We start from the raw sequence: 13137 nt of genomic DNA, 5'->3' as shown, positions 1-13137 counted from the left end.
GCAATGCCCGCCGTCCAGTGAACAGCGGGCATTGTGAAGTTGAACTTATACGTTATAACAGCCGTGCTCGTCATATCCGAGGAAGGCTTCACGAACCCGATTCCAGAACGGGAATGGACGATAGCGAATAAATGTTACCTTCTGATCGGCGACTCTACAGCGTATGGAGCACAGCTGCTCCAACGGAATGTTGATATGATCAACCGTCAGGAGCAATTTCTGCTTCTTCTGAGAATGGATGTCACAATGATGATGCTTCGGCAAAATAAGCGACGATCCAAGCGTACGATACACACGGTTGTTGATGGATGAAATCTCAGCAAGTTGAATCGATGGGATCGAGGGATGAACCATAGCCCCGCCGAGACTCTTATTGTAAGCTGTACTTCCAGACGGAGTAGATACGCACACCCCATCTCCACGGAACATTTCGAACAGTTCGTCATTAATATCAATTTGAGCGACGAGCGTATTTTCTACCCCTTTAAGCGTAAACTCATTCAATGCGATGTATGTCTTGTTGGAGCCGTTGTCATGAGTAGCGACTTGCAGCTCAATTAGCGGATACTTGACGATGCGCGGTGATATTTGATCTTGAGTTCGATTATCTGCAATCAACTGAACGAGCATCTCAATTTCATCTGGCTTCCAATCCGCGTAAAACCCGAGGTGGCCGGTATGGATGCCAACAAATGCAAGTTGATCAAGCTGATCGATGTATCGATGGAACGCTTGAAGCATCGTGCCGTCTCCGCCTATGGATAATACAATATTCGGTTCGTCATCATCACGTACTAGGCCCCGATCGTTGGCCAGTTGGTGGAACGTGTCAGCTAATGCGGCAGATACGTCGTCTCCCCGGTTCATTACTGCGTACTTCAAGGCGTTGGCTCCTTTGCACTGCTTTTCATTAAGATTTATAACGAAGTATATCCAATTCCATATTATACGTTCCACATCTGGAATACAATCGCCATTTCATCTGAAGCAGATTAGCCGTTCCCTTATCTGCCCATTCGATGGAAGTATCGCAGCAATCCAACAGCCGCTGATCCGATACTCAATATAATGAGAATGGCGAAGGCTGCTAGAAGACCAGTATGTGTGGCTGACCATGCTGTATTCCATACTTTCGTTGGAATTATGTTGTGGTCTAAGTCAGACAGCCACGTAGGGAGCAAGGATTGTACCGTTCTTGTACGGAGCAGCGGATACAGGATAAAAGCGACGAATGCGGCAAGGAAGCTGTGAATGAGTCTGGAAACAAAGAAAGGAATATATCGTAAATCGCACTGATTCATAATACTAACGATTTGGGCATGGACGGACAATCCGCCCCATGACAAAATCCAAGCTGCGGCTACCACTTGTGCATGAGTGCCAGCTGAGTCCGCGGCTCCAGCGCCCTTAGCGCCAAGAGTGACCTCAAATATTCCACCGGAAAAGGCGGAAGAGAGGGAGCCGGGGAGTTGAACAGTCTGAAGAAGCCCTTGCAGCACAGCCTCCCATACTCGCATAACCCCAATTACAGACAGTAAGTCCATCGCAACGGAGAAAAAGACAACCAGCCCTCCTACAACGATCATAAGCTTTAAAGAGGAGGCAACAGCCTCCTGCAATAAGGTGCCAAGGGAGCGGCCATCCTTCTGCCTTGCCTCATGCATGGCCCAGAAGGCGCGGACAACAAGGGGAACCCGCCTGACACGCTTCGTCTGTCCATGGGAGGAGATCGGCTCGACAGCTGCTGCTATGGGCGTCATAGGAGCATGCGGAGCATGGAATCGCATCAATAGCCCGACGACAAATGCCGCTCCGTAATGAGCAATTGCAATCGTAAGAGCTAGGCTGGCGTCTCCAAAAAATCCGATGGATACAGCACCTATTAGAAATATGGGATCGGATGACGTGGTGAAGGCGACGAGGCGCTCCCCTTCTTCACGGGAAATGAGCCTCTGCATTCGCAGCTGAGTGGTGAGCTTGGCTCCAACAGGGTAACCGGAAGCATACCCCATAGCGACCACAAACCCGCCGATTCCAGGGATGCGGAACATCGGGCGCATGATTGGATCAAGCAAGGTGCCAATGAAGTGTACAATGCCGAAACCAAGCAGAGCTTCGGATATAATAAAGAACGGGAGCAAGGATGGGAACAGGACGTCCCACCAGATGGCCAACCCCCGTGTCGAAGCGGATAATACGGTGTCAGGATATATGATCATTAATAAAATGAAAAGACCAATCGTTGCTGCGATGAGTACAATCTGGATGGAGGAGCTTGTCCGAGAGCGGCTCATTGTATATTCACTCCCTCTACTTCTTCAGTCAATGGGACGACCACTGCAATACAACATATGATAAAGGGACAACAATCATGCTGTTCACCTTCAGAACAGCGCTGTGATGATACAATTCTGTCTTTATTCTGTAATCAAAACGTAAAGGAAACGCTTGCATTTATCCGTGTCATTTCGGGAAGCATTATGGTACACTAAAAATACAAGAAAGATGAAATGCGTATCCGATCGTTAGGGGTGATTGGTGTGAGCATTATTGCAGGCATCCTTGTTTGCGCTTTTGTTTATGTCATTCGAGAATCGTTAATGGGATCACCAGAAGAAGATTGGTAAAGACAAGGTAAGAAGAGATTACAAACTACGGCCAGACGCTGAACAGATGCTCAGCGTTTTTTTTGTGCTTATTTTTGTGTTCATGACTCATTTGATTGAAACTTCTGCTCGTTTGTAATAAAGTGTTGAACAAGGACTACTTTATTGACGATATGCTGGCTGTTGTTGGCAGTCGCATGATGGAATAGATAGGAGCGATTATGGAACGGTACAATCAAACAATATATGAGGCGATCGGCGGAGAGGCGACGGTTCGGAAGATGGTGGAGGCTTTCTATCCACGAGTCCAGGCTCATCCTTTGCTTGCGCCACTATTCCCAGAGGATATTATGCCGGTAATGGAACGACAATTCATGTTCTTGACGCAGTTTTTCGGAGGACCATCTCTCTACTCTGATCAGTTCGGACATCCAATGATGCGTGCACGTCATCTGCCATTTCCGATAACGCATGATCGTGCAGATGCATGGTTAGGCTGTATGCGGGAAGCGCTTCATGAGATAGGAATGGAGCCAGGGCTGGCAGCGATGGTTATCGATCGCTTATCAGGCCCAGCGTATCACTTTATTAATACGAATGATGAGGCTTAATTCCTTGTTCATATAGAACGGCTCATGTATTCCATAATAGATTCGTTTTCATGGACTTCGTGCGACTCACATAATCGATCAGCAGAAAAGAGGAACGATTTATGGAGGTTGAACCGCTTTTTACGGTGAAGGTAGGCTGTCCGTACTGTGAACAGGTATTTGTTACTTCGCGTGTACGGCCTCGCTTCAAGAAGCCCTCACGCATTGACAGTGATTTTTGTACGCATTATGACGAGGGCAAGGTGAATCCGGACTATTACGTAGTTCGGGTATGTCCTTCATGTGGATGTGCATCCACAGAAAATTCCCTAAAGCATTGGTACGAGCCGCAGCGTAAGAAGTTCGAAGCACGCATCGCGAACCAGTGGAAGAACCGTGATTACGGTGGCGAGCGGACTTGGGAGGATGCGCTTGCAACGTACCAGCTGGCTCTGTTAACAGCTCAGACTATTGGCGAGAGCCATCGTGTGGTTGCTGGTCTTCTTCACCATATCGCATGGTTGTATCGATACCGCAATGATGTGGTAGAAGAGCGTCGATATATGCAATATGCACTTGACGCCTATGTTGCCGTGCTGGAGCAGGAGTGGCGCGATCAGAACGATGCGCGGCTCATTTTTATTATCGGGGAGCTGTATCGCAGATTAGGCGAATTCAATGAGGCTGTGAAATGCTTCAGTAAAATTGTTCATGATAAAAGGATCATGGATGCGGCAATGATCCGAGCTGCTAGAGAGCAGTGGACCCTTATTCGTGAGGAAATGAGAGAAGCAACTGAAAACGCTACATCGAGTATGGCCGATTGAATGAGGAGACAAGAAGACGTGTATCCGGCAGAAGTGGCGGGTACACGTCTTTGTCTTGACCAGTGAAAATCAATCCTCACTGATCCATGCATTCTATCGAATCGCGCGGTCTGCAAGCAAATAATCGTTATCCGCATCGATGATGACGAGGCGGTTGCGACAACAAGGGAATACAAGGAGCCGTTTCTTGCCGTCATGGATATCGGGAAGCTCATTTGGCTTAATGGGAAGAAGGACATTGTCTTTCTTACAAAACGGGCAGGTTGATATATACAGGTCGCCCATTAGCTGATCATACGGCAGTGTATTTTCAAATGGTATCATTCCTTGGTGCTCTCCGATGTTTGTTCTGTGCCAGAAGGACTCTGTTCTGCCTTGTTAAGCTCGGCAAGCTTCTGTATAAGAATGTGCTGCGGCATATGCATGAGCTGCTCTAAGGGGACATTAAGTGCCTTAGACAGTTTGACAGCGGTGTCTGCGGAGATTGGTAATGGTCTCATCTCACGTTCCTCCCTATACGAGTTCCTATAAATTTTGATATAGTTTAGTTATACACGGTCAAGGTGCAAAACTCAAACTTTGCAAGGTTGAATAGGTGTGGACAAATTAAGCCAATTGAAAGGTGTGTGCACGATGAAACAACCGTTAAGTCAAACGTGGGATTTGGATGTTATTTTTGAAGGTGGATCAGAATCTGAAGCACTTCAGGCTGCACTGTCTTCCGGTGAACAGAAGATCTCTTCGATCACGAGTGAGCTTAAGGCAATGGCTATTCCTCAATCTGTTGAGGAGGCACGACAGCTTGCCAAATTGACTGAACAGCTTCAGCAGTTGATTGCAGAGTTACGTGAGGCAGGTGCTTACATAGGGTGCTTGACGGCACAAAATGTAAAGGATAAGAAAGCGATTCAATTATCCGACCGTGTACGTACAATCGGTGCCCGACTGGTTACTTTGGATACGCTGTATGATGAGCTTTTGCGCGGCATGGATGAGCAAGTATGGTCTGAATTTGTTGCACTGCCTGAAATTGCAGGCATTCGTTTCAATTTGACTGAACGCCGAGAATGGGCAAAGGAGAAAATGTCACCGGAGAAGGAAGCGCTTGTTGGGGATTTGGCAACAGATGGTTATCACGGATGGAGTGCCAACTATAACACTATCGTATCCCATTTCCGTATCAAGCATGAAGAGAATGGGGAGACAGTGCTTCTTTCTGCAGGACAAGCTGACAACAAGTTGTCTGATGCTGATCGCTCGGTACGTGAGGACATGTTCGCGAAGTGGGAAGAAGCATGGGAAGAGCGTGCGGACTACTGTGCTGACGCCCTTAACCGAATTGCAGGCTTCCGCTTGAAACTGTATGAGAACCGTGGCTGGAACGAAGTGTTGAAGGAGCCCCTTGCCTACAACCGGATGTCGCAGGCGACGCTGGATGCAATGTGGGATACGATCGTTCGCAATAAGCAGCCGTTCGTGAAATATTTGGAGCGAAAAGCAAAGCTGCTTGGTGTAGAGAAACTCACATGGTGTGATGTAGAAGCTCCACTCGGCGACACGCAATCCAAGATTTCTTACGATGAGGGTGCGCGTACGATTGTCGAGCAATTCGAGAAGTTCAGCCCGCGTATGTCCAAGTTCGCAGTGAATGCATTCGAGAAGCGCTGGATCGAAGCGGAAGATCGCTCTGGCAAGCGTCCAGGTGGGTTCTGTACGTCGATGCCTGTTAGCAAAGAAACGCGTATATTCATGACTTATGCCGGCACACCATCGAACGTGTCCACCCTTGCCCATGAGCTTGGACATGGTTATCATACGCATGTGATGGAGGATCTTCCTACATTTGCAAAGTCATATGCGATGAACGTAGCAGAGACGGCTTCCACTTTTGCCGAGATGATCGTATCTGACTCTGCGGTGAAGCAGGCGAAGAATGAGCAAGAGAAGTTGACACTGCTGGAAGATAAGCTTCAGCGGTCAATTGCGTTCTACATGAATATCCATGCGCGCTTCCTGTTCGAGACTCGCTTCTACGAGAAGCGCAAGCAAGGCGTATTGTCCTCTGAGGAACTATGCTCGCTTATGGAAGAGGCACAGAAGGAAGCGTTCTGTGGTGCACTTGATTCGTACCACCCGCACTTCTGGGCGTCTAAGCTGCATTTCTACATGACGGGTGTGCCGTTCTACAACTTCCCTTACACATTCGGTTACTTGTTTAGTACGGGATTGTATGCGCGAGCTCTGCAAGAAGGCGAATCCTTCGCAGCGAAGTACGATGCATTGCTGAGGGATACAGCGGTAATGACGGTAGAGGATCTTGCACAGAAGCACCTTGGCGTAGATTTGACGAAGCCAGATTTCTGGCAATCGGCGATAGATGTGACATTGCAAGACGTGGAATTGTTCCTGCAAATGACTGAATAATTTAGAGTGACAACGGATAGACCGTGCAAGTTAAATGAGGCTTACATAGAAAGGAAAAACAACTTGGCGACATCAACTAGGCTTCTTAAGCTGTTCCATGCTTTGTTTTACTCAACGAATGCCGTTCTGCTTTCTTATTTGCCGCTTCTATTGCGGGAGCGGGGTTTCGAACCGTTTGAAGTAGGCACTATATTAATGTTGGGGCCTTTTCTGGCGATGTTTGCACAGCCTGCCGCAGGTCTGATTAGCGACCGCATCCGAAAGGTTCGCCCGCTACTAATCGGCTTGTGGATTGTATTGGGAATATCAGCGTCATTAGCTTTTTTGACAACGGATCGTATCCTTGTCGCGGTAAGTATTCTGATTTTGTATATTTGCTATCTTCCATCGATTTCATTGCTTGATACGTTAACAGTTAAAATAGCTAATTCTATGCAGCAATCATATGGAGCTGTTCGCCTTTGGGGTTCAGTTGGCTTCACCGTAACGGCTGTAACGCTAGCACAGGTATTTGATTTGGTGGGCGGAGTGGATTCACTGTTCTGGATGTATTTGCCGGTCTGGTCCAGCTTTTTTATCGGTATGTTCTTTTTGAAGGAACCGAGATATGATGATGGTGAGCCGGATGAAGCGGTGAACATGACCATTTTGAAAAAGGCGCTCACCATTCCTTCCTTGCTTGTATTGCTTGCTCTTATTTTCGTCATCGGGATGCCCCACCGGATGAATGATGCGCTGCTATCGCTGCATATGAGCGATTTGGGCGCAACCTCCGGGCAGGTATCGATTGCATGGGCTGTTGCAGGATTCAGTGAAGTTTTTGGCTTCATCATTATGGGACGAATCATGAAGCGGTATCGAATGCTGACATTGCTTTCCGCCGTAGGCATGCTATATGCGCTTCGATGGCTGCTGTATTCCATAACGACGGAGCCGGTGATGTTAATCGTACTGCAAGGACTGCATTCGATTACGTATGCTTGCTTCTGGGCCTTAGCAATCGAATTCGTAGTGCAGCTTCTCCCGCAAAAATTAGCAGCTACAGGACAATCGCTGCTCGGTATGGTGTTCTTTGGCTTGTCCGGATTGGCAGGAGGAGTTATTGGCGGAGCACTGCAGGAATCGTATGGCGGTAATGTCATGTATGGCCTTGGTTTTGTCCTTGCCCTTCTTGGAACATTTGGCTTCATGTTGTGGAACCGCAAGGATCGCAAGCGACACTTGCAGTTGAACAAGAAGCAACCGTATAACTTGCATAATGGAATTGGAAATTAAACTTATCATTTACAGTGCTGAATAGCTGTAAGGTAGGTAAATAGGTAATCCAATAACAGCGGGGCAGCCCTTAGTAGCATTCTACTAGTGGCTGCCCCGTTTGTTTTGGTTATATGCAATATTAGAATTTGAATACTTGAATCGTACGCTGCAACTGGATCACCTTTTGCTGCATTTGCTCCGTAGCATCGGCCATCGCTTGGACGGATGTAATTTGTTCATTCATAGAAGCAGATACTTGCTCTGTTCCCGCAGCAGATTGCTGTGTAATTGCTGAGATGTTCTCGATGGAGCTTGAAATGTTAACAGCTCCTTCCAGCATCGTATCACTTTCATTCGCGAAGGCGGCAATTTGTTCGGTAATAAATTGAATGCTATCTACAATTTCTAGGAAGATGCGCTCTGTTTCTTTAATTAATTCCGTTTGGGCGTGAACGACCTCTTCATTGACTTGAATATTCGTAATTGCCTGGCGGATGCCTGACTCAATGCTTTTCACCAGAGTAAATACTTCCTTCGTCGAAGCGGAAGATTCTTCAGCAAGCTTGCGAACCTCCTGTGCGACGACTGCGAAGCCACGGCCATGCTCGCCAGCACGTGCCGCCTCGATAGAGGCATTAAGGGACAATAGGTTCGTCTGCTCAGCAATGTCAGAGATGGTGCGTGTAATTTTAGAGATGCCATCTGCTTGTCGTGCAAGTTCCTCAATTGTCGAAGCTACTTGATCAGTTGCCTCGATGTTGCGCTGCATGCCTGCGCTTTGTGTCTCGACTGCCGTTCTTCCCTTAGCAACGAGACCGACTGTAAGGGCAGAACGCTCATTCATTTCCTTCGTAGAGTATGTATAGGACTCAACCTTCTGCTCAATTTGCTTGACGGAATCCGACATCGATGCGACATCTTCGGAGATTTCCGCTGCTCCAATCGCAAGTTCATTTGATGAAGCTGTCACCTGTTCCATAACGAGCTTTAAATTGTGGTTCATATGATACATTTCTCTGCTTGATTCGGATACGTGCCGCGTAATATCGGTCGTTTGGCGTAAAATTTCACGAAGCTTAATGATCATGGAATTAAAAGCATGCCCTAACTCGCCAAGTGAATCATTCGTTGTCACGTTCAACGTTTGGGAGAAGTCACCCTTCGATACTTGCAGGGCTGACTGGGCAATGTCTTTGATCGGGGCACTCAATGAACTTTCCAGAAAGTTAATAATGGGATAGCTAACACCGATTAGAATGGCGATAATGATTATCCCGGTTGTAAGCGATACATCAGCTAGGAGTAGGACTATTGTCGCTAATGCGAATAGGCCGACGATACTGTAACAGCCGAACAGCAGCTTTTGTTTGAAGTTTAACTTGTAGAACCAGTTCATAGGACCGCTCCTTTCCCCTATCATGCCAAAATTTAGAATTTGAAATCATTATAGCATCGGCTGTGAAGATGGTCTATGAAAATGTTAGTAAATTCAACACGATTAGACGAAATTCGTCAAGACGATTTTGCATGATGTAAAAATGTGTTGATTAAAGGAAAATAATCCCTTATACTGTGACTAAAGAACCATAAAATTGAAGCTAAGCTTCTGTCAAAATAGGGAGGAATGAATAAGATGAAGTCTGTCTCGATTCCATTAGCTAGGCAAATAAGCCTAGTTTTTGAGAAATTAGAATCAGAGCTGATTGGTTTGACAGGTGGAACAATTGTAGTTTGTCTTCGCAATGATATCATTGGGAAATTCGGTGTGAAGCACGATGCGTTGGAAAGCTGTGCTGGTGAACTAAAGCCGATTCGACAAGGATTGTCGAGGCAGCAAATTGCCCAATTTCTGCAAACGGCGATTGATGCGCTGAAACATAAAAAACATTGGACGCATGGGGAGATTGTGTACGATTTCACAGTTAGGCATGGGGAGCTGCATGTCAGCACATGGTTTGAATCGAATCATAATATGGTTCATATTTTGGATAAGAAGGAAGAGAATCTACATACTTACAGAAATGTATCTTAATGTGTTCATTCGCAATTGTCGAATGTTATTTGTAAATAAGAAAGCAGGAGTCCCTTCTAACACCAGTTGGTTGTAGTAGGACGTCCTGCTTTTTTTCGTAAGTATGGGGTGTTGCGTAACTAGCTTAAAAAGGTTCAACAGCTAAGCTTAGCGAGCGCGGCCAGCCAATTGCTGTTCAGCAATTTGTACAAGACGCTTCGTGATGTAGCCTCCGATGGAGCCCATATCGCGAGAAGTATAGTTACCGTAGTAACCATCTTGAGAAATTGGAATACCCAATTCTTGAGCAATCTCAAATTTCATTTGTTGAAGTGCTGCTGTTGCTTGAGGAACAACGAGATTGTTGGAACGGCTTCCGCTTCCTTGTTGTTGATTTGGCATGTTGTTCACCTCCTTGTGATAGTTATTATGGAGAGATAGAGATGAAATATGCGAGAGGAAGTGCTCGTTGTGAAATGTAAATAATGCCAAGTTGTCCTGATCTGGCAATCGTGGGAGGAACGCAAAAAGGAGGCTTGTCGCCTCCCCTGTTATGGATGTTGAATTTCAAGCTCTAAGTTGAGGATAACTGGCTTGTTCGGCTCAAGTTCAATCAAGCCTGTAACCTCATTGCCGAATGGAAGATTTGGCGCATCAGGAAGCCAAGTATAAGGCTCTATGCAGATAATTTCATTCGCAGTGCCTCGAGTGTAGAGAACCCAATGCTTGAACCAGGGCTCATTGCCTGTATAGCGGATACGATAACCGTCTTCGCGGGACAGCCAAGCTTCAGGCTTATGCTCGCCTATGCTGAATACCGTATCGAAGTCGGTTCCTTCTAAGTTCATTCCGGAGAGCAGCTTCTCGTTATCACCCAGCGGCAACGTATTTCCTGTCATAATAAGCTCTTCGTCCAGCTCATACACACCTGTAACAGGAACCTGCAGGGTCCAGCGGTTCGGTTCGCCATCAAGTTGTAACCACGTATGTGTTCCGAAGCCGAATGGTGCAGTCTGCCCACCAACGTTGGTTACTTGCAATTGTTGTGTCAGTTGGCTTCCCTTCAGTTCGTAAGTAAGCTCGAACTGGAGAGGTGTTGGATATTGCTCCATCCAGTGCTTATCTTCAGAAGAATGGAACCGAACCGTGACGATAGCGTGATCTTCGGTTGCTTCGGCACATGTAACTTGCCACGATTGCAAACGATGCAAGCCGTGAATGTGATTGTTGTTGGCTGTGTTCTGATCAAACTGATAGGACACTCCTGCATATTGGAATTGTCCGCGGCGTATCCGTCCAGGCGGCATAAGCATAGGGATGCCGAAGTGGTAAGGTTTGGTCATATAATAATCCAGATCGCTCTCAGCTGGCGTACGCAAAATATCGCGTTCAAGCACTTTGTCCCACAGACGAATGAGATTAGCGCCTAGGGAAGGCAGCAATGTTGCCTCAAGCGTGTCACTGTGAAGAATAACTGTCTCATGATCGTTCCATTTGCCTCTCGTAATCTGATACATGCGAATTGCCCCTTTGCTCGTGAAGTTATGTAATGGTTTGTTATTTTCATGATAGCAAATTCATGCATTAAAGTCATTGAAGCACACAAGGTCTAATTCAAGCGGGCGATAAACGGACAAAGGATAGATTGACAAATACAATGATCTTCGCTATCCTTATGGCTAATTCCTAGTTATGTAGAGCTCGCATAAGTGATAGGATATAATTGAATTCGTGTAAAATGATGATGAGGACAAGTACGCTATGCGGTAGCTCCAGAGAGTCGGTGGTCGCTGTGAACCGACGCGAATGCATAGTTGGAATGGGCCTCGGAGTGCTGTGTTGAACCAGTGATGTGCATGAAGTAGACATAGCCGCAGCTCTGCGTTACAGAGGTCAAGGCTTGCAAAGAGGGAGTCAGCATCGTTTGCTGATGCTTCCTAACATTCGTAGGACTGTGCTTGTTAGAAGTCACAGCCATACGATTATGCAGGCGAATTAGGGTGGCACCACGGTTCTTCGTCCCTTGCGGATGAAGGGCCTTTTTTGCGTTCACGAGTATGACGATACAAGAATAATGATATTTGTGGAAAAGGAAGTGTTGCGTGATGAAACGCGTATTATCTGGTATTCAGCCAAGCGGTCAATTGACACTTGGCAACTACATCGGAGCAATCCAAAACTTCGTGAAGCTGCAGGAAGAACATGAGTGCTTCTTCATGGTGGTAGACCTGCATGCCATTACTGTACCGCAGGATCCGGAAAAATTGCGTGAGCAGACAGAATCTGTAGCTGCCTTGTATATTGCGGCAGGCCTCGACCCAAGCAAGTCGAACATTTTCCTCCAATCTCATGTTCATCAGCATGCAGAGCTTGGATGGTTGATGACGACACTCACCTATATGGGTGAGTTGGAGCGGATGACGCAATTTAAGGATAAGTCGGAAGGGAAGCAGTCAGTTGGATCGGGCTTGTTCGTATATCCATCTCTTATGGCTGCAGATATTTTATTATATCAAGCCGATCTTGTTCCCGTTGGCGATGATCAGAAGCAGCATTTGGAGCTTACTCGGGACTTGGCTGCACGCTTCAACGGGCGCTTCGGCGACTTCCTGACTGTTCCAGAACCGTATATCCCGGAAGTCGGCGCACGGATTATGTCATTGGATGATGCCTCCAAGAAGATGAGCAAGAGCAACCCGAACTCTGGAAGCTATATTGCCTTGCTAGATGATCCTGCTGTCATTCGTAAGAAAATCAGTCGTGCCAAGACAGACTCAGAGGCACTTGTGAAGTATGATCCTGCGAATAAGCCGGAAATCAGCAACCTGATGAGCATTTATACACATGCCGCTGGTATGTCCATTGCTGAAATTGAGGCGAAATACGAAGGCCAAATGTACGGGCCGTTCAAGAAAGATTTGGCTGAGCATGTCGCTGCGCTCATCGAGCCGCTTCAGGCCCGCTATCATGAAGTAAGACGCACAGGTGAACATCACGAGGCGCTGCGTCGTGGTGCTGAGCGAGCACGTGAAGCGGCAGAGCAGACATTGACGGAAGTGAAACGCCGGATGGGCTTCGTGCTCCCGCAATAAATCTAGGACGATTTGTTAAGCCTGCTTGCCTACTGGCCTGATGTATGATCTTGTTGGGCTAAGCTTCGCCGACGAAGCTTGGCCTTCACAATGAAGCCGCATCCCATATTCACGATAGCAAGTATGGTAAAGAGAAGAGCAAGCCAGACACTTTGGCTGATGGAGATCGCTGTTGCGATCAGCAGGGCGATGGAAGAGCATGCGAACCATAGTGATAACCATTTGTTCATGGGGAAGACTCCTTTTCGCAAAATAATGTTACAGATAAGTATAACATTTTGCAGGCCGGATAAAATAAGTTTGCAAGCTTGCACAACTAGAAGCGTCAAT

General features: G+C 46.9%; 14 protein-coding genes and 1 other annotated feature. Of the genes, 6 read left to right on the top strand and 8 right to left on the bottom strand.

The features are described 5' to 3' along the window. Nucleotides 1-45: 45 nt before the first annotated feature. Both BLS15_RS21105 and ylbJ read right to left on the bottom strand, forming a co-directional pair. Nucleotides 46-882: an NAD kinase gene (locus BLS15_RS21105; protein WP_021254271.1), complete on the bottom strand. Its 837-nt coding sequence runs from the start codon at nt 880-882 to the stop codon at nt 46-48. A 122-nt stretch (nt 883-1004) separates the two neighbouring features. Next, on the bottom strand, nt 1005-2294 hold the full coding sequence (gene ylbJ, locus BLS15_RS21100; protein WP_021254270.1) for a sporulation integral membrane protein YlbJ: 1290 nt from the start codon (nt 2292-2294) through the stop codon (nt 1005-1007). Nucleotides 2295-2827: 533 nt separating this feature from the next. Between ylbJ and BLS15_RS21095 the strand changes: the two genes are divergently transcribed. Both BLS15_RS21095 and BLS15_RS21090 read left to right on the top strand, forming a co-directional pair. After that, complete coding sequence (locus tag BLS15_RS21095) at nt 2828-3217, top strand: globin domain-containing protein (RefSeq protein WP_021254269.1); 390 nt, start codon at nt 2828-2830, stop codon at nt 3215-3217. A 101-nt stretch (nt 3218-3318) separates the two neighbouring features. Beyond that, nucleotides 3319-4023 carry a DUF2225 domain-containing protein gene (locus tag BLS15_RS21090; RefSeq protein ID WP_021254268.1) on the top strand — a complete coding sequence of 235 codons (705 nt, stop codon included), beginning with the start codon at nt 3319-3321 and terminating at the stop codon, nt 4021-4023. Between the two features lie 93 nt (nt 4024-4116). On the opposite strand, the gene BLS15_RS21085 is transcribed toward BLS15_RS21090, so the two are convergent. Next, nucleotides 4117-4347 (bottom strand): hypothetical protein, encoded by a 231-nt coding sequence (locus BLS15_RS21085; protein WP_021254267.1) that lies wholly within the window; start codon nt 4345-4347, stop codon nt 4117-4119. After that, nucleotides 4344-4523, bottom strand: a complete 180-nt coding sequence (locus BLS15_RS21080) for a YycC family protein (protein WP_021254266.1) — start codon at nt 4521-4523, stop codon at nt 4344-4346. Before BLS15_RS21080 ends, BLS15_RS21085 begins: the two co-directional genes overlap by 4 nt. Nucleotides 4524-4656: 133 nt before the next feature. Here BLS15_RS21080 and BLS15_RS21075 point away from each other — a divergent pair, with 133 nt between their 5' ends. Continuing rightward, nucleotides 4657-6447 carry a M3 family oligoendopeptidase gene (locus BLS15_RS21075; protein WP_021254265.1) on the top strand — a complete coding sequence of 597 codons (1791 nt, stop codon included), beginning with the start codon at nt 4657-4659 and terminating at the stop codon, nt 6445-6447. Between the two features lie 63 nt (nt 6448-6510). Beyond that, nucleotides 6511-7722, top strand: a complete 1212-nt coding sequence (locus tag BLS15_RS21070) for an MFS transporter (RefSeq protein ID WP_021254264.1) — start codon at nt 6511-6513, stop codon at nt 7720-7722. 121 nt (nt 7723-7843) lie between these two features. Here the strand turns inward: BLS15_RS21070 and BLS15_RS21065 are convergent, their stop codons facing one another. Then, nucleotides 7844-9100, bottom strand: a complete 1257-nt coding sequence (locus tag BLS15_RS21065) for a methyl-accepting chemotaxis protein (protein WP_021254263.1) — start codon at nt 9098-9100, stop codon at nt 7844-7846. A gap of 237 nt (nt 9101-9337) precedes the next feature. On the opposite strand from BLS15_RS21065, the gene BLS15_RS21060 reads away from it, so the two are divergent. After that, nucleotides 9338-9736, top strand: coding sequence for a hypothetical protein (locus tag BLS15_RS21060; RefSeq protein WP_021254262.1), 399 nt, complete (start codon nt 9338-9340; stop codon nt 9734-9736). A 147-nt stretch (nt 9737-9883) separates the two neighbouring features. On the opposite strand, the gene BLS15_RS21055 is transcribed toward BLS15_RS21060, so the two are convergent. Further along, the gene (locus tag BLS15_RS21055; RefSeq protein ID WP_005551150.1) at nt 9884-10117 is read right to left on the bottom strand and encodes an alpha/beta-type small acid-soluble spore protein; all 234 of its coding nucleotides are present in this window, start codon (nt 10115-10117) and stop codon (nt 9884-9886) included. Between the two features lie 149 nt (nt 10118-10266). Further along, the gene (locus tag BLS15_RS21050; RefSeq protein WP_090513636.1) at nt 10267-11232 is read right to left on the bottom strand and encodes an aldose 1-epimerase; all 966 of its coding nucleotides are present in this window, start codon (nt 11230-11232) and stop codon (nt 10267-10269) included. Nucleotides 11233-11447: 215 nt separating this feature from the next. Continuing rightward, nucleotides 11448-11742: a binding site (T-box leader), on the top strand. A 78-nt stretch (nt 11743-11820) separates the two neighbouring features. Here BLS15_RS21050 and trpS point away from each other — a divergent pair. Continuing rightward, nucleotides 11821-12807: a tryptophan--tRNA ligase gene (gene trpS / locus BLS15_RS21045; protein ID WP_028533696.1), complete on the top strand. Its 987-nt coding sequence runs from the start codon at nt 11821-11823 to the stop codon at nt 12805-12807. Between the two features lie 29 nt (nt 12808-12836). Here the strand turns inward: trpS and BLS15_RS21040 are convergent, their stop codons facing one another. Further along, complete coding sequence (locus BLS15_RS21040) at nt 12837-13037, bottom strand: DUF5325 family protein (protein WP_021254259.1); 201 nt, start codon at nt 13035-13037, stop codon at nt 12837-12839. Nucleotides 13038-13137: the final 100 nt, after the last annotated feature.

This window comes from Paenibacillus sp. cl6col (genome assembly GCF_900102125.1).
Classification (GTDB): domain Bacteria; phylum Bacillota; class Bacilli; order Paenibacillales; family Paenibacillaceae; genus Paenibacillus_B; species Paenibacillus_B suaedae.
Note: the sequence above shows the minus strand (reverse complement) of the source record. Positions and strands in the feature narration are given on the sequence as shown.

Excerpts from the sequence above, each read along its gene's own strand:
- BLS15_RS21085 (WP_021254267.1), bottom strand. The coding sequence starts at position 4,347 with ATGATACCATTTGAAAATACACTGCCGTATGATCAGCTAATGGGCGAC.
- BLS15_RS21090 (WP_021254268.1), top strand. The coding sequence starts at position 3,319 with ATGGAGGTTGAACCGCTTTTTACGGTGAAGGTAGGCTGTCCGTACTGT.
- BLS15_RS21040 (WP_021254259.1), bottom strand. The coding sequence starts at position 13,037 with ATGAACAAATGGTTATCACTATGGTTCGCATGCTCTTCCATCGCCCTG.
- ylbJ (WP_021254270.1), bottom strand. The coding sequence starts at position 2,294 with ATGAGCCGCTCTCGGACAAGCTCCTCCATCCAGATTGTACTCATCGCA.
- BLS15_RS21050 (WP_090513636.1), bottom strand. The coding sequence starts at position 11,232 with ATGTATCAGATTACGAGAGGCAAATGGAACGATCATGAGACAGTTATT.
- BLS15_RS21095 (WP_021254269.1), top strand. The coding sequence starts at position 2,828 with ATGGAACGGTACAATCAAACAATATATGAGGCGATCGGCGGAGAGGCG.
- BLS15_RS21075 (WP_021254265.1), top strand. The coding sequence starts at position 4,657 with ATGAAACAACCGTTAAGTCAAACGTGGGATTTGGATGTTATTTTTGAA.
- BLS15_RS21080 (WP_021254266.1), bottom strand. The coding sequence starts at position 4,523 with ATGAGACCATTACCAATCTCCGCAGACACCGCTGTCAAACTGTCTAAG.
- BLS15_RS21060 (WP_021254262.1), top strand. The coding sequence starts at position 9,338 with ATGAAGTCTGTCTCGATTCCATTAGCTAGGCAAATAAGCCTAGTTTTT.
- BLS15_RS21065 (WP_021254263.1), bottom strand. The coding sequence starts at position 9,100 with ATGAACTGGTTCTACAAGTTAAACTTCAAACAAAAGCTGCTGTTCGGC.
- BLS15_RS21055 (WP_005551150.1), bottom strand. The coding sequence starts at position 10,117 with ATGCCAAATCAACAACAAGGAAGCGGAAGCCGTTCCAACAATCTCGTT.
- trpS (WP_028533696.1), top strand. The coding sequence starts at position 11,821 with ATGAAACGCGTATTATCTGGTATTCAGCCAAGCGGTCAATTGACACTT.